The 23,906-nt window shown below is 71.4% G+C and carries 17 protein-coding genes, 1 tRNA gene, 1 pseudogene and 1 riboswitch; of the genes and pseudogenes, 8 read left to right on the forward strand and 11 right to left on the reverse strand.

From position 1 onward, the window contains the following. Positions 1 to 486 precede the first annotated feature (486 nt). On the reverse strand, positions 487 to 1,062 hold the full coding sequence (locus ACFWDI_RS35560) for a MarR family winged helix-turn-helix transcriptional regulator (RefSeq protein ID WP_385310533.1): 576 nt from the start codon (positions 1,060 to 1,062) through the stop codon (positions 487 to 489). A gap of 144 nt (positions 1,063 to 1,206) precedes the next feature. On the opposite strand from ACFWDI_RS35560, the gene ACFWDI_RS35565 reads away from it, so the two are divergent. After that, positions 1,207 to 2,481 carry an MFS transporter gene (locus ACFWDI_RS35565; protein WP_385310621.1) on the forward strand — a complete coding sequence of 425 codons (1,275 nt, stop codon included), beginning with the start codon at positions 1,207 to 1,209 and terminating at the stop codon, positions 2,479 to 2,481. A gap of 61 nt (positions 2,482 to 2,542) precedes the next feature. On the opposite strand, the gene ACFWDI_RS35570 is transcribed toward ACFWDI_RS35565, so the two are convergent. Together ACFWDI_RS35570 and ACFWDI_RS35575 are read right to left on the reverse strand one after the other, a co-directional pair. After that, positions 2,543 to 4,192: a SpoIIE family protein phosphatase gene (locus ACFWDI_RS35570; protein WP_385310535.1), complete on the reverse strand. Its 1,650-nt coding sequence runs from the start codon at positions 4,190 to 4,192 to the stop codon at positions 2,543 to 2,545. A gap of 118 nt (positions 4,193 to 4,310) precedes the next feature. Further along, the gene (locus ACFWDI_RS35575) at positions 4,311 to 5,750 is read right to left on the reverse strand and encodes an NAD(P)/FAD-dependent oxidoreductase (protein ID WP_385310537.1); all 1,440 of its coding nucleotides are present in this window, start codon (positions 5,748 to 5,750) and stop codon (positions 4,311 to 4,313) included. A gap of 326 nt (positions 5,751 to 6,076) precedes the next feature. Between ACFWDI_RS35575 and ACFWDI_RS35580 the strand changes: the two genes are divergently transcribed. Both ACFWDI_RS35580 and ACFWDI_RS35585 read left to right on the forward strand, forming a co-directional pair. Then, complete coding sequence (locus ACFWDI_RS35580) at positions 6,077 to 6,856, forward strand: TetR/AcrR family transcriptional regulator (protein WP_385310539.1); 780 nt, start codon at positions 6,077 to 6,079, stop codon at positions 6,854 to 6,856. A gap of 220 nt (positions 6,857 to 7,076) precedes the next feature. Next, positions 7,077 to 9,161: a sigma-70 family RNA polymerase sigma factor gene (locus ACFWDI_RS35585; protein ID WP_385310541.1), complete on the forward strand. Its 2,085-nt coding sequence runs from the start codon at positions 7,077 to 7,079 to the stop codon at positions 9,159 to 9,161. Here ACFWDI_RS35585 and ACFWDI_RS35590 read toward each other — a convergent pair. From ACFWDI_RS35590 to ACFWDI_RS35600, 3 genes and pseudogenes are all read right to left on the reverse strand, one after another. Further along, on the reverse strand, positions 9,148 to 9,549 hold the full coding sequence (locus tag ACFWDI_RS35590) for a hypothetical protein (protein WP_385310624.1): 402 nt from the start codon (positions 9,547 to 9,549) through the stop codon (positions 9,148 to 9,150). The two genes, ACFWDI_RS35585 and ACFWDI_RS35590, sit on opposite strands and share 14 nt — an antisense overlap. Then, positions 9,549 to 9,990: pseudogene (locus ACFWDI_RS35595) on the reverse strand (BTAD domain-containing putative transcriptional regulator); the annotation flags it as partial. The pseudogene ACFWDI_RS35595 and the gene ACFWDI_RS35590, both read right to left, overlap by 1 nt. 314 nt (positions 9,991 to 10,304) lie before the next feature. Then, on the reverse strand, positions 10,305 to 12,410 hold the full coding sequence (locus ACFWDI_RS35600; RefSeq protein WP_385310543.1) for an asparagine synthase-related protein: 2,106 nt from the start codon (positions 12,408 to 12,410) through the stop codon (positions 10,305 to 10,307). Positions 12,411 to 13,156: 746 nt separating this feature from the next. On the opposite strand from ACFWDI_RS35600, the gene ACFWDI_RS35605 reads away from it, so the two are divergent. The 4 genes from ACFWDI_RS35605 to ACFWDI_RS35620 all read left to right on the forward strand — a co-directional run bounded on the left by ACFWDI_RS35605 (position 13,157) and on the right by ACFWDI_RS35620 (position 18,361). After that, positions 13,157 to 14,581, forward strand: a complete 1,425-nt coding sequence (locus ACFWDI_RS35605) for an MFS transporter (RefSeq protein ID WP_326650915.1) — start codon at positions 13,157 to 13,159, stop codon at positions 14,579 to 14,581. Between the two features lie 131 nt (positions 14,582 to 14,712). Further along, a complete protein-coding gene (lhgO, locus tag ACFWDI_RS35610) occupies positions 14,713 to 15,939 on the forward strand; it encodes an L-2-hydroxyglutarate oxidase (RefSeq protein ID WP_385310623.1) in 1,227 nt (408 codons plus the stop codon). Positions 15,940 to 16,160: 221 nt separating this feature from the next. Further along, positions 16,161 to 16,967 (forward strand): tRNA (guanosine(46)-N7)-methyltransferase TrmB, encoded by an 807-nt coding sequence (trmB, locus tag ACFWDI_RS35615; RefSeq protein ID WP_385310546.1) that lies wholly within the window; start codon positions 16,161 to 16,163, stop codon positions 16,965 to 16,967. Between the two features lie 59 nt (positions 16,968 to 17,026). Beyond that, complete coding sequence (locus ACFWDI_RS35620; RefSeq protein ID WP_385310548.1) at positions 17,027 to 18,361, forward strand: PrsW family intramembrane metalloprotease; 1,335 nt, start codon at positions 17,027 to 17,029, stop codon at positions 18,359 to 18,361. Positions 18,362 to 18,368: 7 nt separating this feature from the next. Here ACFWDI_RS35620 and ACFWDI_RS35625 read toward each other — a convergent pair whose 3' ends face one another. The 4 genes from ACFWDI_RS35625 to ACFWDI_RS35640 form a co-directional block, all read right to left on the reverse strand. Further along, positions 18,369 to 19,313 carry an aldo/keto reductase gene (locus tag ACFWDI_RS35625; RefSeq protein WP_385310550.1) on the reverse strand — a complete coding sequence of 315 codons (945 nt, stop codon included), beginning with the start codon at positions 19,311 to 19,313 and terminating at the stop codon, positions 18,369 to 18,371. A gap of 97 nt (positions 19,314 to 19,410) precedes the next feature. After that, entirely contained in the window at positions 19,411 to 20,478 is a 1,068-nt protein-coding gene (locus ACFWDI_RS35630; protein ID WP_385310552.1) for a M23 family metallopeptidase, read from the reverse strand. A gap of 11 nt (positions 20,479 to 20,489) precedes the next feature. Next, positions 20,490 to 20,645, reverse strand: a riboswitch (cyclic di-AMP (ydaO/yuaA leader). Positions 20,646 to 20,859: 214 nt separating this feature from the next. Beyond that, positions 20,860 to 22,026 carry a PP2C family protein-serine/threonine phosphatase gene (locus ACFWDI_RS35635; RefSeq protein ID WP_385310554.1) on the reverse strand — a complete coding sequence of 389 codons (1,167 nt, stop codon included), beginning with the start codon at positions 22,024 to 22,026 and terminating at the stop codon, positions 20,860 to 20,862. A gap of 194 nt (positions 22,027 to 22,220) precedes the next feature. Next, positions 22,221 to 22,294: transfer RNA gene (locus ACFWDI_RS35640), tRNA-Met, on the reverse strand. 48 nt (positions 22,295 to 22,342) lie between these two features. Between ACFWDI_RS35640 and ACFWDI_RS35645 the strand changes: the two genes are divergently transcribed. Then, the gene (locus tag ACFWDI_RS35645) at positions 22,343 to 22,510 is read left to right on the forward strand and encodes a hypothetical protein (RefSeq protein WP_385310555.1); all 168 of its coding nucleotides are present in this window, start codon (positions 22,343 to 22,345) and stop codon (positions 22,508 to 22,510) included. On the opposite strand, the gene ACFWDI_RS35650 is transcribed toward ACFWDI_RS35645, so the two are convergent. Next, positions 22,482 to 23,732, reverse strand: coding sequence for a hypothetical protein (locus ACFWDI_RS35650; RefSeq protein WP_385310556.1), 1,251 nt, complete (start codon positions 23,730 to 23,732; stop codon positions 22,482 to 22,484). The genes ACFWDI_RS35645 and ACFWDI_RS35650 overlap by 29 nt on opposite strands. Between the last annotated feature and the right edge of the window lie 174 nt (positions 23,733 to 23,906).

Consider the following 23,906-nt stretch of genomic DNA (forward strand, 5'->3'; position numbering starts at 1 on the left):
TTTTGGCACGCTGTTGAGTTCTCAAGGAACGGACGCTTCCTTTGTACTCACCCGCAGAACATTGTCTGAGGCTTTCCTCCGGGCGCTTCCCTTCGGTCTTGCGTTTCCGACTCTATCAGACTCTTTCGTGTCCGATTCCCCGTCGGAGCGGGGTTCGCTTTCCAGCCTTTCGGCTTTCCGGCGGTTCCGACTCTATCAGATCCTTTCGGGCCTGACTCCCAGTCAGCGGGATTTGTCTTTCCGGCTGTTGGGCCGTTCCGACGCTCAAACTCTAGCGGATTTCTCAGGCGACTCATAATCGAGTCTTCGAAATGAATTTCGGCATGCCAAAATTCATCCCGGCTGGGAGATCGTGCTGAGTTTGGTTGCCGCATTCGCGGCGGGAGTGGCTGCCGCAGAACCGTTCCGGCTCCGTGACAACTCGAAGAACCTTACGTACCGGTGAAGGGTGTGTCAACTCCGCCCCACCCGCCGTTCACCCAGTCGCTAGTCCAGGTCGGTGAGGCGGCCGCCGGCGTCCGGCTGGGCGTGTTCCACGCGGCGCAGGACGCGGATCAGGAGCTCGCCGAGCACGCCCCGCTCCTCCGCCGAGAGGTCCTGGAGCAGGTCCTCCTCGAAGTGCGTCGCCATGCGCATCGCCTCGAGCCACTTCGTACGGCCCTCGTCCGTCAGCTCCACGATCACCCGCACCCGGTTGTTCTCGTCGCGGTCGCGCGTGACCAGGCCCTCGCCCGCCATGCGGTCGATGCGGTGGGTCATCGCGGCCGGAGTGAGGCCGAGCCGCTTGGCGAGCTCACCCGGGCCCATTCGGTACGGGGAGCCCGCGAGCACGAGGGTCTTCAGGACCTCCCACTCGGCATTGCTGATGCCGAGGGCGGCGACCTGGCGGCCGTACGCCACGTTCATCCGGCGGTTGAGCCGGCCGAGTGCCGAGACGACCTTCTCGACCTGGGGATCCAGGTCGCCGAACTCTCGCTGATAGGCGGCGATCTGCTCGTCGAGGCTGGGCTCCTGGAGACCGGGGCCGGGCGACTCGGGGCCCTCAGGGGTCGCGGTAGGCATGGGCCGAAGTATCGCATGAGGCTCGTTGGCGTTGAAGTCCTTCGCTGTGTATTGTTGAGGTTCTAACTTTAGTGTTGAAGTCTTCAGGCTTCAGTCCTTCAAGACCATGAGTGGGTGAGTGTGACCAGGGCGGCGGGCGCGGCGATGCGCCGGATTCAGGCGGGGAACGCGCTGAGCGCGTTCGGACTCGGCTTCACGGTTCCGTATCTGTACGTCTATGTGGCGCAGGTGCGGGATCTTGGCGCGGCGACGGCCGGTGCCGTTCTCGCGGTCTTTGCGATGGCCGCGCTCGTCGCCCTGCCCTTCACCGGGCGGATCATCGACCGCCGCGGGCCGCTGCCCGTGCTGACGGGGGCCGCGCTGCTGGCCTCCGCCGGCGCGGCGAGCATGGGGCTGGCGAACAGTGCGCCGACCGTCGTGCTGTCCGCCGCGCTGCTGGGCGCCGGTACGGCCGTGATGCAGCCGGCGCTCGCGACGATGATCGTCTGGTGCTCGAACACCTCGACCCGTACGCGCGCCTTCGCCATGCAGTTCTTCCTGCAGAACCTGGGGCTCGGCATCGGCGGTCTGATCGGCGGGCACATCGTCGACGAAAGCCGGCCGGGCAGCTTCACCCTGCTGTTCGGCATCGAGGCCGTGATGTTCCTGGTGCTCGCGGGGATCGTGCTGAGTGTGCGACTGCCGCGCTCGTTCTCGCTCCAGGAGGCGCGGCCCGAGAACACCGAGGCCAAGGCCAAGGGCGGGATGCGCGCGCTGCTCGGCCACCGGGCCATGGTGCAGCTGTGCGTGCTCGGGTTCGTCCTCTTCTTCGCCTGCTACGGACAGTTCGAGTCGGGCCTGGCCGCATACGGCACCGAGGCCGCCGGGATCGAGCCCGCGACTCTCGGGACGGCGCTGGCCGCCAACACCGCGGTGATCGTGGTCGCGCAGTTCGTGGTGCTGAAGTTCGTCGAGCGCCGCAGGCGCAGCCGGGTGATCGCCACCGTCGGGCTGATCTGGGCCCTTGCCTGGGTCACGGCGGGATACGCGGGGCTCGGGCACGGCAGCCAGGCGATGGCGACGGCCGCGTTCGTATCCGCGTACGGCATGTTCGGTCTCGGTGAGGCGATGCTGTCGCCGACCGTCGCGCCGCTTGTCGCCGATCTGGCGCCGGAGTCGATGGTCGGGCAGTACAACGCCGCTTTCGCGCTGGTCAAGCAGCTCGCGCTGGCGGTCGGGCCGGCCGTGGGCGGGCCGATGGGGGCCGCGCTGCACGGGCCGTACATCGTGACCTTCGTGCTTTTCTCACTCGGCATCACTGCGCTGGCGCTGCGGCTGGGCAAGCAGCTCACGCCTGTGCAGAACCAGCCCCATCTCGCGTCGAAGTCGCGCGTGGTGGCTCAGCACAAGCCGTCCGAGCAGCTGGAGGCCGCTGCCTAGGCCTGCGCGTCCGCCGGCCAACCGGTCCGCCGACCCACCTGTCCGTCGGGCGCTCCGCGGGCTAAGCGGGCAGGGCGAACTCGCACCAGACCGCTTTGCCGCCGCCCGGCGTGCGGCGGCTCCCCCAGGACGAGGCGATCGTCGCGACGATGGAAATCCCGCGGCCCGCCTCGTCCTCCGTTTCCGCGCGGCGGCGGCGCGGCAGATGGTCGTCGCCGTCCGTCACCTCGATGATCAGGCGGCGGTCGGTGCGGCGGAGTCTGAGGCGCATGGGCGGGGTGCCGTGCTGGAGGGAGTTGGCGACCAGTTCGCTGGCGGCCAGTACGCCCAGGTCATGGAGCTCGGACGAGAAGCGCCAGGAGGCCAGCACTCCGGAGGCGAAGGCGCGGGCGCGCGGGGCCGCCTCGACTCCGCCGAGCAGTTCGAGGGCGGCGTTGTGGAAGAGCTCGGCCGCCGGGCCCGTACGCGTGGGGTGCTGGACGACCAGTACGGCCACGTCGTCGTCGTGTTCGGCGGTGACTCCCAGGGAGCGGATCAGCCGGTCGCAGACGACCTGCGGAGTGCCGGTCGCCCCGGAGAGCGCGCGCTCGAGCGCGGCGACCCCTTCGTCGATGTCCTCGCCGCGCCGCTCGATCAGGCCGTCCGTATAGAGGACAGCGCTGGAGCCCGGCGGGAGGGCGATGGTGCCCGAGGTGTGCAGCCAGCCGCCGGTGCCGAGCGGGGGGCCTGTCGGGTCCTCAGCGCGGCGGACCGTGCCGTCCTCGTCGCGGACCAGGACCGGGAGGTGGCCCGCCGAGGCATAGACGAGCCGGCCTTCGTTGGGGTCGTGGACGGCGTAGACGCAGGTGGCGATCTGGCTGGCGTCGATCTCGGCGGCGAGGCCGTCGAGCAGCTGGAGCACCTCGTGCGGAGGCAGGTCGAGGCGGGCGTAGGCCCGTACGGCGGTGCGTAGCTGGCCCATGACGGCGGCCGCGCGCACACCGCGGCCCATGACGTCGCCGATGACGAGCGCGGTGCGGCCGGCGCCGAGGGTGATCACGTCGTACCAGTCGCCGCCGACCGCGGCGTCCGTGCCGCCCGGCTGGTACGTGGCGGCGATGCACAGATCGTCGGGCTGCTCCAGCTCCTGCGGGAGCAGAGACCGCTGGAGCGTGACCGCGGTCTCGCGGTGGCGCCGCTCGCTGGCGCGCAGCCGTTCGGCGGCCTCCGCGTGGTCGGTGACGTCGGCGGCGAAGACGAGGACTCCCCCGCCGTCCTTGAGGCTCTCGGCGGGCAGGCAGGTGACGGTGTACGAGCCTTGGCCGCGGACCTTGCGGGATTTGACCGTACGGGGCTTGCCGCTGCGCAGCACCTGGTCCATGAGCGGGAGCAGGCCCAGCTCGGTGAACTCGGGGCAGGTGTCGGCGGCGGTCGCGCCGACCGGGCGGGGGCCGAAGGCTGCGGCGTAGGCGTCGTTGACGTACGCGATGCGGTGCTCGGGTCCGTATACGAGGACGACCAGGGCGGGGAGACGGCCGAGGATCTCCTGGACGGAGAAGTCCTCGAGGGCGGGGACGTCGGGCAGGGGTTCCGGCTGGTGCTCGTACTCGCCGCGGGCCGCAGGAACGGAGCCTTCCCCTCGCTGTGCCGGGGAGACCGCGTGGTCGGTCCCCCGCGCTTCGGCGCGACGCTGCGTACCGGGGAGCCTTGGGCTCCAACGCGTGAAGTTCACTGACTTTCTAGCCTCAATGCTTGTCGCCAAGGGTCACTCTGTGCAGGTGTGAGCCCACCTATGGTCACACGTCCAGTGTGACCGACCGGACTGACAGCCGTCGCTGTCCCAGCCTTGTCTAGGTCCCTCCGGGGCCGCTGTGCGGCCCGTCCTTCGGTGCGCCATGGGGGCCGTGTCCCGGGCGTTTGCCGCCTGCGGCGAGTTCGAATTCGGCGCGCGGGTGTTCCAGCGAACCGAGGGAGACGATCTCGCGTTTGAAGAGCCCGGAGAGGGTCCACTCGGCGAGGACGCGGGCCTTGCGGTTGAAGGTGGGAAGCCGGCTGAGGTGGTAGACGCGGTGCATCAGCCAGGCGGGATAGCCCTTGAGCTTACGGCCGTAGACATGGGCGACGCCCCTGTGGAGGCCGAGGGAGGCAACGGATCCGACGTACTTGTGTGCGTATTCCTTGAGGGGTTCACCGCGCAGCGACGCGACGATGTTCTCGGCGAGGACCTTGGTCTGGCGCACCGCGTGCTGGGCGTTGGGCGCGCACTCCTTGCCGGGCTCGTCGGAAGTGATGTCGGGGACGGCCGCGGTGTCGCCGGCCGACCAGGCGTGCTCGACACCGGCGACGGAGAGCCGGGCGGTGCAGGCGAGGCGGCCACGCTCATTGAGCGGCAGATCGGTGGCGGCGAGGAGCGGCGACGGCCTGACGCCCGCCGTCCACACCACGGTGCGCGTCGGGAAGCGGCTGCCGTCGCTGAGGACGGCCACGCGGTCCGCGCAGGAGTCCAGCCGGGTCTCGAGGCGTACGTCGATATTGCGGGCGCGCAGCTCGCGGATCGCGTACTTGCCCATCGCCTCGCCGACCTCGGGGAGGATGCGGTTGGTGGCCTCGACGAGGATCCATTTCAGGTCCTCGGGCTTGACGTTGTGGTAGTAGCGCGTGGCGTAGCGGGCCATGTCCTCCAGCTCGCCGAGTGCTTCCACGCCGGCGTAGCCGCCGCCGACGAAGACGAAGGTGAGGGCGGCGTCGCGGATCGCCGGGTCGCGGGTGGAGGAGGCGATGTCCATCTGCTCGATGACGTGGTTGCGCAGGCCGATGGCTTCCTCGACGGTCTTGAAGCCGATGGCGTAGTCGGCGAGGCCGGGGATCGGGAGGGTGCGGGAGATGGAGCCGGGTGCGATGACGAGTTCGTCGTACGTGATCTGCACGCCGCCCGTGCCCTCCTCGGCGGTGGCGAGAGTGATGACGGTCGCGGTGCGCTTGGCGTGGTCGACAGCCTTGGCCTCGCCGATGAGGATCTTGCATCTGTCGAGCACGAGGCGCAGAGGGACCACCACATGGCGTGGGGAGATGGAGCCGGCAGCCGCTTCCGGGAGGAACGGCTGATACGTCATATAGGGGTCTGGCGTGACCATCACGATCTCCGCCTCGCCGCGCGCCAGCTCCTGCTTCAGTTGCTTCTGGAGGCGCAGCGCTGTGTACATCCCGACGTAGCCGCCGCCGACGACGAGAATGCGCGTGCCCGGCGGGGGGCCGGGGGTCGTCCCCCGGAAGTTTGCAGCCTTCACCATCCCATGACGCAACGGCCTCAGGCGTTTGTCCACAGCCCCGGCAAATTGTGTGACCGGAGGCTTTGAGCGACCCGGCCGGGGCCGGACCCCGGGTGTTGGGGAAGGTGCGCAGGTCAGGGGCTACGAGGGGGGTGGCGCAGGGGGGTGTAATCGGGAATCTTCCGGCCCTTGCTCCGATCGGGGGGCGCTCCGTGCGGAACTACCCTCTTCTGAATTGACCCTGGCTCAACTATGTTCGTACCTCGTCGGGGTGTCCGGTCGAGGCACGCCCGACAGACAGGGCGGGGAAGTCTCCGGGGGGAGACACCATGACCGGGGGAACGTGTATGACCATTCAGGATTCGCATTGGCAGGCTGCTGTTTCACCGGCTTCGGTCGCTGACGGGAACGGTGGCAACGGCGGTAATGGACGAGTGGGATCGGGCGGGGCCAGCCGCTCGGCGCCACTTCGTGTGGACGCACAGCGCAATCTCGAGCATGTACTGCGGGCGGCTCGCGAGGTGTTCGGCGAGCTGGGCTACGGGGCGCCGATGGAGGACGTGGCGCGCCGGGCCAGGGTCGGAGTCGGGACCGTGTACCGGCGCTTCCCGAGCAAGGACGTTCTGGTGCGCCGGATAGCCGAGGAGGAGACCTCCCGGCTGACCGAGCAGGCGCGTACGGCTCTGGGGCAGGAGGAGGAGCCGTGGTCGGCGCTCTCCCGCTTCCTGCGTACGTCGGTGGCATCGGGTGCGGGCCGGCTGCTGCCGCCGCAGGTGCTGCGGGTGGGCGTGGACTCCGAGGAGCCGATGACGGCCGTCGTGGCGGGCGAGGCGCGGGTGCCGCACCAGCGGGTCGGCGCACCGGCCGAGCTGCGGGTGGTCGAGCCGTCTCCGGTGCCCGCGGAGGAGCAGGACGACACGGCCGCGACGGACCTGCTGGATGTCGTGGGGCAACTGGTCGACCGGGCACGGGCGGCGGGTGAGCTGCGCGGTGATGTGACCGTGGCGGACGTTCTGCTGGTGATAGCCACGGCTGCGCCGGCGCTGCCGGACGCGGCGCAGCAGGCGGCGGCCTCGGCCCGGCTGCTGGACATTCTGCTGGAGGGGCTGCGGTCACGGTCCGCCTGATCGGCGCCGACCAGCGTCGGCCGACGTCACCAATTGACCGCTGCGTGGCGTCGGTTTGCGCCTTCACCGATGTGCCTTCACCGAACAAGTGGTGGGTGGTGCTGGGTTCGGGAAGTCTCCCCGGATGAGTGATTGCCGGACATAAGGGTTAGATGAACTGGCACTCTGTGGCACTCTGGCCCGGTGTTCGGGTCCGAGGGTGCTTACGGGGGCTTCCGCGATGAGCAGTGACGGTCGGGACGAGTCACTCGGTGGTACGGGCGGTTCGGATTCGGCCGGTCTGCCCTCTCGACAGGTGCCGAGCCAGGCCGGGCCCGGTAGGTCTTCGGGTACGCCCGGTCCCGGCGGTCCTTCCGGTCCGGCCGGAGCGCCAGGCCCTGCCGAGGGTGGCCGGGAGGAGTGCACCGTACCGCCGCAGCGCGGGGGTGCCGGGCTCGAGTCCGTACCGCGGCCTCGCCGTGAGCTGCCGTCGTCCGACGCCGAGTTGATCCGGCGCACGCGGAAGGGCGACGACAGCGCCTACGAGGAACTGTTCCGCCGCCACTCCGGCGCCGTCCGGGGGTACGCGCGCACCTGCTGCAGGGACGCGCACACCGCCGACGATCTGACGGCCGAGGTGTTCGCGCGGACGCTGCAGGCGGTGCGCGGAGGTGCGGGACCCGAGCAGGCGGTACGGGCGTATCTGCTCACGACGGTCCGGCGGGTGGCCGCGGCCTGGATGAAGACGGCGCGGCGGGAGCAATTGGTCGAGGACTTCGCGGTGTTCGCCGCGGAGGCCGCTCGTAGCTCCGACGCGGCGAGCGACGGCACCCTCGCCCTCGGCGCCGATGTGCGGGCGATGCACGAGGCCGAGCGGTCGCTGGCCCTGCAGGCCTTCCGCTCGCTGCCCGAGCGCTGGCAGGCGGTGCTCTGGCACACCACCGTCGAGGAGGAGTCACCGAGCGAGGTCGCGCCGCTCTTCGGGCTGACCGCCAATGCCACGGCGGTACTGGCCGGCCGGGCGCGCGAGGGCCTCAAGCAGGCATATCTGCAGGCCCATGTGAGTTCCGCACTCACCTCGGGCGGCGACTGCGCCCGGTACGCCGACCGGCTGGGGGCGTACTCCCGCGGAGGTCTGCGGATGCGGGCCGAGCGCGGACTGCGCAAGCACTTGGAGGAGTGCGCGAGGTGCCGGCTCGCAGCGCGCGAGCTGGCACATGTCAACGCCGGGATTCCGGCGCTGCTTCCGGTCGCGGTCATCGGCTGGTTCGCCGCCGGGTACTCGCTCAAGGCCGCCGGGATCGTGGCGGCCGGGGCCGCCGGCGCTGCGGGGGCGGGAGCCGGCGCCGCTGCCTCCGGAGGCGCGGGCGCCTCGGGGGGCGCGGGTGCCTTGGGGGGCGCGGGTGCTTCGGGCGCCTCGGGTGCTTCGGGCGCCTCCGGGGGCGCGGCCGGTGGGGCCGGTGAGGCCGGTGGGGCCGCGGCGTCGGAGGGTCTTGGCGCCCTGGCGAAGGCGGGGATCGCGACGACGGTGGCCGTGGCGGCGGCCGCCGGACTGATGTGGGCCTTCGCCCATGATCCCGAGCCCGCTCCGAAGCACGAGGCGAAGCTCCCGGCCGAGGAGCCCGTCGTACCGCTGAAGCCCACTCCGTCACCGAAGCCGAAGTTTCCGGCCCCGCCCGGGTCGGAGCAGCCCGGGTCGGAGCAGCCCGGGCCTCCGGACAGGCCGTCCCTGAAGCCGACGCCTCTGAATCCCACGACGAACCCCACGACGAACTCCACGACGAAGCCGACGCCGACGCCTTCCAAGCCCAATGCCCCGGTCCCGCCGACGTCCACGCCGGACCCCACGCCCGAACCCCAGCCCAAGCCCACCCCGCCTCCTTCGCCGGCCCCGCGGGTGTACCAGGTCAACCAGCTGGAGTACGGCGTCTTCGGCGACCACACCAGGCCCGAGGTGCGGATCGGCCGGAGCAGTTGGCTCTGGCAGCGCTGGGGCATGTCCATCGGCGGCACGCGGTACGCGCACGGGGTGACCGTGCACGCCGCGTCCTCCGTCACCATCGACCTCAACCGCCGGTGCAGCACCTTTGACGCGATGGTCGGCATCGACAATCTGACCCTGGGCCCGGCGGCGGCGCGCTTCTCGGTGTACGGGGGCGGTGGGCGGCTGTGGCGGTCCCCGGTGATGCGCGCCGGAGCCGCGGCCGTACCGGCGCATGTGCCGATCGCCGGGCAGAAGACGATCCGGCTGGTCGTGGACCCGCACACGCCGTTGGACTCGGTGGCGCTCGCGGACTGGGCCCAGTCGCAGATCAGCTGCCGCTGACCGCCTCCGGCTCCCCCGTGTCCTGAAGGAGGTCGATGACCTGGGTGACGGTGAGAGCGTGGCCCGCTGCGCACTCGTTCTCGTAGCGCCGGATTCCGAGCTCGGCACGGGCGCGTGAGCGGATTTGGTCGGCGTCCGTCTGTTCCGGCACGGAGCGGGGGCTGTCCGAGCGCCAGGTGTCGGTGGCGGCCAGGACCCGGACGGCGAGCGGGAGTTGGCCGTTCAGCGTGAGTACGCTCGCGGCGCTGTCGGCCAGCAGGGCGGTGATGAACTCCGCGCAGTGGGCGTCGCGCGCCTTGCGGAGTGCGGCCGCCAGGCCCTGTAGCGCCGCTGCCGGCCCGGTCGCCGGCTCGTACGCGGCGATCCCGGCGTCCACACCGTCGAGCACCGCCGCGAATGCTCCCTGTCGGGCAGATCGGCGAGCGCGGGGCCGCGCCAGAGGGCGAGGGCGGTACGGAGAGTGCGGGCGGCGGTTTCCGGCTCGGCGAGTTCGGCGGTCGCCCGGCGGGTGAGGCGCTCGAACACGTACAGGTCGACGTCGTCCTTGGCAGCGGCGAGACGGTAGCCGCCGGGGGCGCTCTCGACGGCGTCCCTGCCGAGGGCACGCCGGAGCCGTCCGACGAGGGCCTGGAGGGCGGCGGGGGCGTCGTGCGGTGGCTCGCCGCCCCATACGTCGTCGACGAGCTCGCCGACGGGCACGGCGCGGCCGACCCGCAGAGCGAGCGCGGCAAGCAGCCGCCGGAGCCTCGGCCCACCGAGGGGCAGGACGCCGCCGCGCTCGTCACGTGCCTCGGTGACGCCGAGGATTGAGATACCGCACGGGGCCCATTGTGGACCGGGGGCGCGGTGGAGCCGGTGGGGTTCGGGGGCGTGGGGGTGTCTCCCCGGCGCAGTTCCCCAGCACCTGCCACACCCGCTCGGCGCGGGCGGACCTGTGGCGTTCAGGGGCGGGGGACGCGCAGCGGGTGGAGCCGGGACGTAGAGCGTGATGTGTGGCGCACAAGGAACAGTCACCCTCCGACCACCCCCAACGCGCCGTAAATCATGCAGTCCCGGCGCAACCCCGGAGCGGACCCCAAACGGCCACCGCAGCAAGACCGGGCACCCCGCCCCCGCCCCGCCCGCCGCCAGGCGACCCGCTCCCTACGACCGCAGTGTCGGCCTCGGCGGGACCCCTCCCGCCACCGCCCGCTGGCGTGGCGCCGCCGTGCCCGTCCAGCACGTCCCCCTCCGCGAGAGCAACCTCCGCAGCCACAGCTCCGTGGAGATCAGGTCCGCCAGCCCGTCCAGCGGCACCGGTTCGCCCTCCGACGCCGCGCGCAGCGCCTTGCGGACCACCCGGGCCTCGACCAGGCCCGCGTCCGCCAGCAGCGGCGCGTCGAACAAGGCGATCAGGTGCGGGAGCGACACCCGCAGACCCTTCCGTGCCGCCGCCGTCGACGAAGCGTGCGTCGTCGCGCCCCAGCCCGGCGGCAGATCGTGGATGCCCGCGCCCGCCAGCACCGCGCGGAGAATCGCCGCGCGGGCGCCCGGCCGGACCCGCAGCGATTCGGGGAGGTCGCGGCAGGCCCGTACGACCTGGTTGTCGAGGAACGGGGCGTGCAGGCGCTGGCTGCGGATCTCCGCCGCCTGCTCCAGGATCCGGTGGTCCGTCGCGTGGCGGGCCAGCGCTGCACGCGCCCGGGCCTCCCCGGGTCGCTGCACGGACGTCGGCCGCGTCGCCCCTTCCATCAGACGAACCGATACTTCAGCAAGCGCCTCGCCCGTCAGCCAGCGCGCCGCAGGACCCGGCCTCGACCAGGCCAGGGCGGCGAGCGACGCGCCCAGCGGACCGTTGGAGAGTGCGCGGCCGGGACGGTTCGCCTCCAGCAGCCGGTCCGCCGCCGTCTCCAGGCCGGTGCGGTACGGCGTACGGGCCAGGCGCCGCGCCGCCCGGTACACCGTCAGCGGGATGAACAGCGACTGCGGCGAAGGCCCCTCGGCGCGTGCCAACGCCGTGACCGGACGCACCAGATGACGCCGCCGCCGGTCCAGCAGCAGGTCCGCGAGGCGCGCCGGATGCGCGTCAAGCACCTGCCGCGCGCCCGCCCCCGTGAAGTGGTCCGCGCTGCCCGCGGCCAGCCGTCCGCGGTGGCGTTCCGCGGTGATCAGCGACGGAGCCGGCTCGTCCGTCAGAGGCCCGGCGTCCAGGCTCGCGTACGGCAGCCCCTCCTCCGCCGCCGCTACCACCACATGGTGCAGCCGCGGGTTGGAGGCGATCGCCCGCGCCCGTTCCAGTTCGTCCTCGCGCCCGCCCGTGGCCAGGTCGTTGAAAGTGACCGCCAGCAGCCGCTCGCCCGCGCCCGTCCCATGGCCGAGGATCGTGCCCGGTCTGCCCGGCAGCCCCGCCGCCAGCAGCGCCAGCGTGCCGGACGCGCTGCCGCCCGACAGGTCCGCGCCGATCCCTGGCGTCGGCCCGGCCCGGCCGCTCCGGGCGGCCCGCCGCTCCGCCGGACCCATCCCCGGCACCGGCCCGGGATCCGGCGGCAGCGTCTCGGGCGCGTGCCGCGGCGCGGTGAGCCTGGCACGTACTGCCTCGATCAGTGCGTCGCGTACGCCGTCGATGGCGCGCTCCGCCTCGATCTGCGGCCCGGCGACGGCGAGGGACGCCACCGGCTCGTACCCGGTGATCTCGCGCGAGCCCTCGCGCAGAATCAGCGCGTGCCCCGGCGGGATGCGCTTCACACCGTCGTACGGAGTCGAGTCGCGCAGCGCCTCCGGTGTCTCCGGACAGGCGAGCAGTGCCGCCAAGTGCCCGATGTCCAGCTGCGCTTCGATGAGGTCGGCGAGCGGGAGCGCGGCGGTGGCGTACGCGGTGCCGTTCGCCCACGGCGTGTAGAAGACGGGTCTCGCCCCGGCCAGGTCGCCGGCGATCGTGATCCGGCGGCCGACCTGTACGACGGCGGTGTAGCTGCCGGCCCAGGCGGTCAGATGCCGCAGCGCCCCGCCGCGCGCCGCGAAGAGCCCCACCTTCAGCTCCTCGTCGCTGGCCGCGCAGCAGCCGAGGACGGCGAGCTTGGTGAAGGGGTCGACGGTGACGACGCGCACCTCGTCGGGGCGCCAGTCGCCGACCGCCCAGAGGGGATCCGGGTCTCCCCACAGGAGTTGGGCACCGACGGGGTGGACGGTGCCGGCATCGTCGGACGTGCCGACGGCCCCGGCCGTACCGAAGTTTGCGGCGATACTGCTCCAGCCCACCAACCACCGCATGCCGCCTCCACAGGCTGTGGACAAACTCAGACCCACCGGACCTCGGACCACCGGGCCGTAACCGCTCGGGCCTCAGCCGTTCGGGAACATGCTGCCACGAAGGCGGCGCACAGGAGGGGCTCCGGGTAGCGCGCGCAAAAAGGGAACGCGCCCCTGGCATTGGCGATTTGACGACGACCGGGAGGAGGAAAGGGCGAGCGACCAGCGCTCAGACGGGAGCAAAACAGACATGGAGGACAGTCGGCATTCAGCCATTCTCCGTGCCGCACATGTGTGCCTCGCCCGTGCATACGACAGTCCGGGAGGCGCTGTTCGCCCCCCGGACCCGTCCGCCGCCCGCGGGGATTGAGGCGGCGGTGTCCCCCAGCCCACTGGTTCCGATACTCAGTGGGCCGACCCACGCAGCACTCATGGAAGCGCTCCCCCACCAGCGCGGCCAGAGCGCACGGACGGGCGCACAGCCACACACCCGGAGCACGACGACGAGGTGCCGTCGGCAGATCGTCTGCTCCAACGCACAACAATCTCGCCATACGGAACACCGCCCCTTAACGGTCGGGATGCGGCGAACTACGCTGTGTTTACTGATGTTCTCCCCAGGGGCGCATATTCCGAGGGGTTCGGCCAGGAGCTTTTGCAGCCGGGATCCCGGAGCTGTCCGGAGCTGTTCACCAGGGGAGGACACAGCACGAATGCCGTGCGCCCAGCAGCGACGCGGCGGCCGTCTGTGTGTCGAGGGGTGGCGCATGTCCAGGGAGCAACGCGGGCCGAACGACAAACTCGGCACCGTTCTCGCCCTCGCGGGAATCAGCAACGCCGGCCTGGCCCGGCGCGTCAACGACCTCGGCGCGCAGCGCGGTCTGACCCTTCGCTACGACAAGACATCCGTGGCGAGGTGGGTGTCGAAGGGCATGGTGCCGCAGGGCGCCGCGCCCCATCTCATCGCGGCGGCCATCGGCGCCAAGCTCGGGCGTCCGGTGCCGCTGCACGAGATCGGTCTGGCGGACGCCGACCCGGCCCCCGAGGTCGGGCTCGCCTTCCCGCGGGATGTGGGCGAGGCGGTGAAATCAGCCACCGAGCTCTACCGCCTCGATCTGGCGGGCCGGCGGGCCGGCAGCGGCGGCATCTGGCAGTCGCTGGCCGGTTCTTTCGCAGTGAGCGCTTACGCGACGCCCGCGTCCCGCTGGCTGATAACGCCCGCCGACTCCTCGGTGGAGCGGTCCGTGTCGGTGGACACCGCGGAGGACACTCCCGCCCGCGTGGGTCACAGCGATGTGGCCAAACTCCGGGAGGCGGCGGAGGACGCGCGCCGCTGGGACTCCAAGTACGGCGGCGGGGACTGGCGTTCGTCGATGGTGCCGGAGTGTCTGCGGGTTGACGCGGCCCCGCTGCTCCTCGGCTCCTACTCGGACGAAGTGGGCCGGGCGCTGTTCGGTGCCGCCGCCGAGCTGACCCGGCTGGCCGGGTGGATGGCCTTCGACACCGGGCAGCAGGAGGCGGCGCAGCGGTACTACATCCAGGCGCTGCGACTGGCCCGCGCGGCCGCGGATGTTCCGTTAGGCGGCTATGTGCTGGCTTCGATGTCGCTGCAGGCGACGTACCGCGGATTCGCGGACGAGGGCGTGGATCTCGCGCAGGCGGCGCTCGAGCGCAATCGCGGCCTCGCCACCGCCCGCACGATGAGCTTCTTCCGGCTGGTGGAGGCGCGGGCGCACGCGAAGGCGAGCGACGCGGTGGCGGCCGGAGGCGCGCTGAAGGCGGCGGAGGGCTGGCTGGAGCGCTCGCGGGCGGGCGATGCCGACCCGACGTGGCTGGGCTTCTACTCGTACGACCGGTTCGCCGCGGACGCAGCGGAGTGCTACCGCGATCTGAAGGCGCCGCGCCAGGTGCGTCGCTTCACGGAGCAGGCGCTGTCGCGGCCGACGGAGGAGTTCGTACGGTCGCACGGGCTGCGGCTCGTGGTGTCGGCGGTGGCCGAGCTGGAGTCCGGGAATCTGGACGCGGCATGCGCGGCGGGCACGCGCGCGGTAGAGGTCGCGGGGCGGATCTCCTCGGCGCGGACCACGGAGTACGTACGGGATCTGCTGCACCGACTCGAGCCGTACGGCGACGAGCCGCGCGTCGTGGAGCTGCGGGAAAGGGCCAGGCCACTGCTGGTCGCGCCGGCGTAGGGCACGAACCCCCTGGTTCAGCTGGTTTAAGGCCATTGTCAGTGGGCCAGTGCACTATCGGGGTGGGAGGTGACGCGGTGACGGCGTCCGGGCAGGGCTTCGGGCAGGTCCACGGGCATGATCACGGGCAGGTGCATGGGCATGGCTTCGACTGTGACGTGCTGGTGATCGGCGGCGGGATCGTCGGCCTGTCGACGGCGTATGCGCTGACGCGCGCGGCTCCCGGGACCCGGGTGACGGTCCTGGAGAAGGAACCGGGCCCGGCCAGGCACCAGACCGGGCGGAACAGCGGAGTGATCCACAGCGGGATCTACTACCGGCCGGGGTCGCTGAAGGCGCGGTTCGCGGTGCGCGGCGCGGCGGAGATGGTGAAGTTCTGCGCGGAGTACGGCATCGAGCACAAGGTCACCGGAAAGCTGATCGTCGCGACGGGGCGGGACGAGCTGCCACGGCTGCACGCCCTGGTCCAGCGCGGCCGTGAGAACGGCATTCCGGTACGAGAGCTGGGCGCGGCGCAGATCACGGAGTACGAACCGCAGGCGCGCGGGCTCGCGGCGATCCATGTCGGGACGACGGGGGTGTGCGACTTCGGGGCGGTGGCGGCGCAGCTCGCGGCGGCGTCCGACGCGGACATCCGGTACGACGAGCAGGTCACCGCCATCGACCGCCGCGCATGGGGCGTCGCGGTGCGCACGGCATCGGGGACGGTGGTCCGGGCGAGGGTGCTGGTGAACTGCGCGGGGCTGCAGTGCGACCGGGTCGCGCTGTTGGCGGGCGACGAGCCGGGCATGCGGATCGTCCCCTTCCGGGGTGAGTACTACGAGCTGGCCCGCCCCGATCTCGTACGCGGACTGATCTACCCGGTGCCGGATCCGGCGTTCCCTTTCCTCGGGGTGCATCTGACGCGCGGCATCGACGGTGGCGTCCATGTCGGCCCGAACGCGGTCCCGGCGCTGGCCCGCGAGGGCTACAGCTGGTCGGCGGTACGACCGCTGGAACTGGCGGGGACGCTCGGCTGGCCGGGGACGTGGCGGATAGCCCGCAGGCACTGGCGGTACGGCGCGGGTGAGCTGCACCGCTCGCTGTCGAAGCGCGCGTTCGCGACGGCGGTACGGCGGCTGCTGCCGGCGGTGACGGCGGACGATCTGCGCCCGGCCGCGTCGGGCGTACGGGCGCAGGCGGTCCTGCGGGACGGCACACTGGCCGACGACTTCCTGATCCGCGAGGCACCACGCACGGTGCATGTGCTGAACGCGCCGTCCCCGGCGGCGACGGCGTCCCTGCCCATCGGAAGAGAGGTCGCACGCAGGGCCCTGACGGCGCTGGCGGACGGCCGCTTGGTGCGTGCGGGGACGTAAACGACGGCCCCGGTCCCGCCCGCGGGGGACGGGCACCCGCGCCCAGCCCCAGCCCCCAGGCGCGGCTTCCCAGCCCCAGGCGCGCCCCCCAAGCCCCGGCCCCCAGGCTCGGCCCGCCAAGGCCCAGCCCCGAGGCTCGGCTCCAGGCCCGGCCCCCAGCTCGGCCCCAGGCTCGGCTCCCGGTGAAGTCACCCCCGCCCCCGCCGTAGAATCAGGCCATTGTGTCTGAGCTCCGAAACCCCGCTTCTGACGACGCCCCCCGGCCCCCCATACGTGCCAAGGGCGAGCCCCGCTTTCCCGGTGGGCCCGCTGCCGATCCCGCCGGGTCGCATCATGAGCGGCGCATTCGCAGTTTCCAGCCACGTCGCAGCCGCGTCACCGTCGGGCAGGCCGATGCCCTGGAGCGGCTGTGGCCGATCTGGGGCATGGACATCGACGGGCACCGCGTCCTCGACCTCGACGAGATGTTCGGCGGACTGCCCGTCGTCCTCGAGATCGGGTTCGGGATGGGCGAGGCCACCGCGCAGATGGCCGCCGAGGACCCCGGCACCGGGATTCTCGCCGTCGACGTGCACACTCCCGGGCAGGGCAATCTGCTCGGTCTCGCGGAGCGGAACGGACTGTCCAACATCCGGGTCGCCAACGGTGACGCGATCATCCTGCTCCGGGAGATGCTCGCGCCCCGCTCGCTCGACGGGATGCGCGTCTACTTCCCCGACCCCTGGCCCAAGAAGCGCCACCACAAGCGGCGGCTGATCCAGCCCGAATTCCTCGGCCTCGCCGCGCGGTGCCTGAAGCCCGGCGCGGTCCTCCACTGCGCGACCGACTGGGAGCCGTACGCCGAGCAGATGCTCGAGGTGCTCTCCGCGCACCCGGACTTCGAGAACACCCAGGAGGACGGCGGCTTCGCCCCCCGCCCCTCGTTCCGCCCGCTCACCAGATTCGAGGGGCAGGGCCTGGACAAGGGCCACAAGGTGCACGACCTGCTGTTCCGCCGACGGGTGGGCACCACGGCTCCGGACGCGTAACCCTCAGTAGGACCCCGGGCACCATCGCCAGTGTCAGTGGCTCTCGTTAGGGTCAATGGGTGTCCGAGTCGTCCCCGCAGCACTTCCCACCGCATCCGGCGGTCCCGGCGTTCGATCAGCAGCCGCTGTTCGACGCCGTGCCGGAGCGTTCCCGGTGGCGCTACAAGCCGCGCCGCGTCTCCCGGCTCTGGCACAGCAAGGCGGTCCGGGCCGGAGTGCTGATCACCTTCCTCGCCCTCTCCGGCCTGGTGATCCTCTCGCTCGTACGTGAGCAGACGGGCACCCAGGGCTTCCTGGTCGGCCTGGGCCTCGCCACGCTGCCCGTCCCGCTCCTGATGGCGGCCTTCCGCTGGCTGGACCGCGTCGAGCCGGGACCCTGGAAGAATCTGCTCTTCGCCTTCGCGTGGGGCGCCTTCGCCGCCGCCCTCGTCGCGATCATCGCGAACTCCTTCGCCACCCGCTGGATAGCCACCGCCACCGCGGATCCGGCGAGCGCCGACACCCTCGGCGCGACGGTGATAGCCCCGATCGTCGAGGAGAGCGCGAAGGCCGCCGCGGTCCTGCTCATCTTCATCTTCCGCAGACGGGACTTCACCGGAATCGTCGACGGCGTCGTCGTGGCCGGCTTCACCGCGACCGGCTTCGCCTTCACCGAGAACATCCTCTATCTGGGCAACGCCTTCGGCGAGGACCAGGAGATAGGCACCTCGGGCCTCGCCTCGATGACCGCGGCGACCTTCTTCGTACGCGTCGTGATGTCGCCGTTCGCACATCCGCTCTTCACGGTGCTGACGGGCATCGGCTTCGGGATCGCCGCGCTCGCCGCACAGCGCCAGAAGATCCGCCGCGTCGCACTGCCGCTGCTCGGTCTCGTCCTCGCCATGGGCATGCACGCCCTGTGGAACGGCGCGTCGTCGCTGTTCGGCCCGCTGGGCTTCTACGGCGTGTACGGGGCGTTCATGGTGCCGGCCTTCGGCCTGCTGACCTGGCTGGCGATCTGGACGCGGCAGCGCGAGCTGCGCACGATATCCGCCGAGCTGCCCGCGTACGCCGCGGCCGGCTGGCTCGCGGGGGACGAACCGCGCGCGCTCTCCTCGATGCGGGCACGCACGATGGCGCGCGACTTCGCGCGGCGGACGTACGGACCGGCCGCGGCGCACGCCGTATCGGAGTACGAGACGTTCGCGACCTCCCTGGCCTTTCTGCGCCACCGGGCCCACCGCGACGCGGCGGGCCCGGACTTCGTGGAGCGCGAGCAGGAGCTGTTGCACCACCTGTGGCAGCGCAAGGAGGTGGCCGCGCCCGCGCTGACCTACGCGGCACGGGCGACGGGCCGGGTGTGGGTGCCACCGCCGTACCGCGACTACGGCGGCTACAACCCGTACCGCTCGTAGGGCACTCTCAGGCGGACGCCGCCGTCAGCTCGGCCAGCTCCTCGGCCGTCAGCTCCAGGTCGGCGACCGCCAGCAGGGCGGGCAGCTGCTCGACCGTACGGGCCGAGGCGATCGGCGCGGCGACGGTCGGCTGCGCGGCCAGCCAGGCGAGCGCGACAGTCGCGATCTCGGCACCGCGCGCCTCGGCGACCTTGTCCAGCGCGGCGAGCACGGCCACGCCCCGTTCGGTCTTCAGATGCCCGGCCGCGCCCTCGGCCCGTGGGCTCCGCACCGTCGCACCCGGCCGGTACTTGCCGGTGAGGAAGCCGGAGGCGAGCGAGTAGTACGGGACGGCGGCGAGACCGGCGCGGGCGGCCGTCTCCTGGCGCTCGCCCTCGTACGTCTCGCGCGAGACGAGGTTGTAGTGCGGCTGCAGCACGGAGTAGCGGGCCAGGCCTTCGCGCTCCGAGAAGTCCAGGGACGCCTGGAGCCGCTCGACGCTGAGGTTGGAGGTGGCGATGGCGCGGACCTTGCCGTCCTTCACCAGCTGGTCGAGGGCGGTGATGATCTCCTCGACGGGGACGGCCGGGTCGTCGAAGTGCGTGTAGTACAGGTCGATGTAGTCGGTGCGCAGCCGGCGCAGCGACTCCTCGGCCGCGGCCGCGATATTGGCAGCGGAGAGGCCCCTGTACTTGGGGTGGGCGCCGACCTTGGTGGCGACGACGATCTCGGAACGGTTGCCACGCGCGGCAAGCCAGTTGCCGATGACGGTCTCGGACTCGCCGCCCTCGTTGCCCGGCCCCCATGCGGAGTAGACGTCGGCGGTGTCGATGAAGTTGCCGCCGGCGGCCACGTACGCGTCGAGCACGGCGAAGGACTGCGTCTCGTCGGCGGTCCAGCCGAAGACATTGCCGCCGAGGCAGAGCGGAAAGACGGCCAGGTCTGAGGAGCCAAGGGTACGGAGGGAAGTCATACCTTGATCAACAGCCAGACCGGGCCGCGCTATTCCGTTTACGCCAGGACTGCCGTGAGGTGCTCACGCCAGGACTGCCGGGCACTGCGGCGCTCGATCAGACAGTGAGGCCCTTGCCCTGGAGCCAGGCCATCGGGTCGATGCCCGAACCGCCCGGGGTGTGCACCTCAAGGTGCAGATGCGGGCCTGTGACATTGCCGGTCGCGCCCACGCGGCCGATCGTCTCGCCCGTCGTCACCTTCTGGCCCACGCTGACCGACATCGACGACTGGTGGCAGTACCAGACCTCCGTACCGTCCTCGAGCTCCAGGACCGTGCGGTAGCCGTACGAGCCCGACCAGCCCGCCGACTTGACGGTGCCGCCGTGCACGGCCTTGACCGGCGTGCCCGTCGGGGCGGCGAAGTCCAGGCCGGTGTGGTAGCCCGAGGACCACATGGAGCCGGCCTCGCCGAAGGTGGAGGTGATCGTGTACGCGGAGGTGGGCAGCGCGAAGTTCGCGGCCAGCTTGGCGAGCCGCTCCGCCTCCGCCTTGGCCTCCGCGGCCGCCTCGGCCTTCTGCTTCGCGGCCTCGGCCTTCGCCTCCGCCGCCGTCTGCTGCTGCTTCGCCTCCGCAGCTGCCTTCTCGGCGGCGAGCTTCTCCGCGGCCGACTTGGCCCCGGCGTCCGCCTCGGCCCGCTGCTGATCGGCCTGCTGAAGGATGCGGGCGCGCAGGGCCTCACCGGCGCCGGCCGCACCCGTCTCCGCGTCCTCGGTGCCGTCGTCAGCGGCGAGAGTCATCGCCGTGAGCGGCGAGGCGTTCGCGTTCCCCGACTGCGCGTCGGCGCCGTCGGACATGAAGGCGCCCACACCCGGCAGTGACGCGGCGTCGGGCAGCTTGTCCTTGATCGAGTCCGGAAGGTCCGGCAGCGATATGGAGACCGGCGGCTTGTCCTGCGCGCTGGCCATGCCGCCCGCGCCGACCGCTGCGATCACACCGACGCCGAGCACCGTGGAGCTGCGGGCGAGTCCGCCGCGCTGCTTCATGACACGGTGCCGGCCGCGCACCGGACGAACGGAGTCCTCTGTGGGGTTCCATTCCTCCCATGCCCGCTCCGCTACGTCGTCGCCGAAGAAGTCGGATTGAAAGGGGGTTTCGGGTGCGGGGGCAGGGCTGTTGGACGCCACGGAGGCGTACTCCTTTCCTTCCTTCTCGCCTACCGGGTTAGCTGACGGGTTCGGAGCAGGAAGGTCTCCTACGAGCGCTTCGACCGCGAACAATGCGGCAAAAGGTGCCCGATTCACCCCAATTGGTGGTTCCCCGGTTCCCTTGCGGGATTCGGCGCGTGCGCACGGTGCCGTCTCTTGCGACGGCTGGGACAACCGCGCTGCGTTATCGAACGTTAATAGACGCCAGGGCCGGATCCAAGCTGTTCCGACTATTCATTGAAGACATTGGCCTGGACTTACCGGGACACAAGCGGCCGGAGTCGGGCGACTTGATCGGTGCCCGGACCGCACCGCACTTCTGACGGTGCGTCAAGTGTTATGCGGAGGGGTGTCCTACGACTACACACGGTACTGGCCCGTGTCTTCCTGCTCCCCTTCGATCACGTCTACGGTCCTGCGGCGCTCCGGCTGCCCGTCGAGCGGGCGGCTGACCGCCAGCAGCGCCATGTCGTCGTTGGGACCGCCGCCCGTATGCAGGCGTACATCGTCGACGATCGCGTCCAGCAGCTCCTCGGGGCCGGCGAAGAGCCGGCCGCCGAGCCGCTCGACGGGGTTGTAGAAGGTACCGTCCGCGTCGCGCGCCTCGGTCACCCCGTCGGTGTAGAGGAGCAGCGTGGCCCCGGCCGGGAGCGGATACTCGTCCGCCAGGTCCGGCAAGACCCCCAGATCACCCATGCCCAGCGGCAGCGCGTGCTCGGTCGGCTCCAGCCTGTCCAGATCGCCGTCGGCGTGCAGCACCAGCGGCTCCGGATGGCCACGGTTCACCACCCGCACCACGCCCTCGCCGCGCGGAATCTCGGCGAGTACGGCGGTGGTGAACCCCTCGAACACGTCCAGGGTGCCCCGCCTCGTCCCCTCGCGCGTGAGCGCCCGCTCCAGGCGCCCGGCGACGCCCTCGATCGATCTCTCCTGCTCGGCGGCCTCCCGGAACGCCCCAATGACCACGGCCACGGCCTCGACCGCCCCCATACCTTTGCCCCGGACGTCGCCCACGACCAGCCGCACACCGTGCGGGGTGTCCTGCACGGCGAAGAGGTCGCCGCCGATGAACGCGTCCGCCTGCGCCGCCTCGTACCGCGCGGCGATCTGCAGCCCGCCGATCCGGTCGGCGGGCGTGGGCAGCACGGCGCGCTGCGCGGTCTCGGCGATGTCCCGGGCGGAGGCCAGGCGCCTGCCGCTGAGCCGTACCACCCGGTTGATGAAGAGCGCCAGGCCGGCGACGGTGACCACGGTGAAAAGCTCGGTGTTCGCCGGGGTCAGGGTCAGGGTCCCGTTGTAGACGTGCAGACCCAGCACACTGACGACGGCGGCTATCCCGGTCAGCAACGTGGCGGGAAAGGAGAAGAACGGCGCGGCGATCAGCGGAGCGGCGGCGAAGAGCGGAGATGCGGTGTACTCGGACGGGGTGAGGAGATCGAAGACCACGCCGGCAATGATCATCAGCGAGGGCAGCGCGAGGACAAGACGGTGAGCGCTGGCGCCGCCGTCCTGCTCTCGCTGCCCCACCAGTGATCTCCTGACCAGTCCAGCCACGGCTGCGGAAAGTACCGCGCTCATCCCAGGTTGGCCGGAGCCGCGCCGGGCTGCGACTCTCCGTCGGCCAACTGGGCGACGCCGACGGTTGGGCCGGGTGGGGACGGTTGGGGCCGGGTACGACAGTGGCCCGGCACTCTGATCGAGTGCCGGGCCACTGGCTTCAGTAGCGGGGACAGGATTTGAACCTGCGACCTCTGGGTTATGAGCCCAGCGAGCTACCGAGCTGCTCCACCCCGCGTCGGTGAACACAACCTTACGCCATCCGGAGCAAGATCAAATCCATTTTATGAGGCGGTCTGCTCCGAAGCCTCTCCGAAGGCTCTCCGTACGGCTGTGGCGCACGCTGCGCAGCACCCTCGCCGGCGGCCGTCCCGCGACGGACGAGGAACTGCTGAGGGTGCTGCGCAGCGGCAATGCGCGCTGTTTCAGCGGCGGCGCAGGCGGAGTGCGGTGAGCGCGCCGCCGGCCGCGATCAGTACCGCGGCGGTGATCGCCGCGTACCAGGTGGAGCTGGACGATCCGGTGCTGGCGAGGGCGCCGGTGGTGGTGACGGGATCGTTCGCGACGGCCGCCGCCGAGGTCGTGGCGGAGGCGGACGGGGTGCCGGACGGCGTCGCGGACGCGGTCGGGGAGGGCGAGGCGGACGCGGTCGAGGAGGGGGTCGCGGTCGGCTTGCCGCTCGGGGCGGTGCCGCGCTCGGGGGCGACCGTGATCCTGCCCTGGGCCCCCAGGAACGGATGGACGTTGCCCTCGGTCAGCGACGTCGTCGCCTGCAGCGTGAGCTTGACCGGCTTCTGGATGCCCTTGAAGTCGATGACGCTCACCCGAAGGCGGGTGCGGTGCATCACGTAGCTCTTGCGGATGTCCGCCAGCTGCCACTTCTCCTCGCCCGCGAACTTCTTGACCCTGGTGTACCTGCCGTCCTCGCCGAGCTCATCGATCACCAGCTCAGGGATCTTCCCCGTGGAGCCGGGCTCCTCGACGACCTCCAGGGTGGTCCTCAGGTCGGAGTCGAAGGTCACCCCGCCCTTGAGCTGGTGGACGATGTCGACGTTGCCCGTCGTGCCGGGCTTGATGGGAGCGTTCTCGTCGGTCTCGAGCGTCATGGAGGCGGGCCCGGTGCTGATCTTCGGGCTTGCCTCGAAGACCAGGGTGTCGTCGTTCTGGCGCTGGGTGTGCTCGGCCAGGTCGTCGGCCAGGAGCTTCAGGTTGCCGTTGTTGGAGGGGTAGTTCTTGCCGAGGCCGACGGAGACCTTCCAGCTCAGCTCACCCTTGGCAGGCACCGAGAACGGGGCGTTCCTGCCCTTCTCGGCCGGGTAGAACATGCCCTGCGCGCCCGCGTCCTGCTGCCCGACGAACTCGTCCGTGGCCGGGGCGTTCACCGGCTGCACGTCGAAGACGAGGTGCGAGGCCGCGATGGGGCTCGCGCCGTCCGTGTCGCCGATCATCCACGGCTGGAAGTCCACCGCCTTGTCCGCGGAGTTCTTCACGGTGAACGTGAAGGTCTCGCTCGCCCCGCCGCGGGTCAGCGGCCCGGACGGCGCCGGGGTGCCCAGCTCGATGGTGAGGGGCTTGCTCGAGGCCACCGGGGCGGCGTGGGCGCTGAGCGGGACAAGGGTGGTGCCGACGGCGGCGGCGACGGTGAGTGCGGCGGCGGAGGCAAAGCGAGCGGACATGGTGGACTCCCCCCAAGGAATCGACTAGGGGCCGGACTGCCGGTGGATGGGCGACAGTCGGCCGTACGTAGGAGCGGCGCGGCACAGCGCCGCTGCAGACGGTGAAGCAAGATGAGCGAGATGAGCGAGACAAGAGAAATGAGCGGCGAGCTCGCAGAGCGCGCTGGATGAGAG

This window comes from Streptomyces sp. NPDC060064 (assembly GCF_042736455.1).
Classification (GTDB): Bacteria; Actinomycetota; Actinomycetes; order Streptomycetales; family Streptomycetaceae; genus Streptomyces.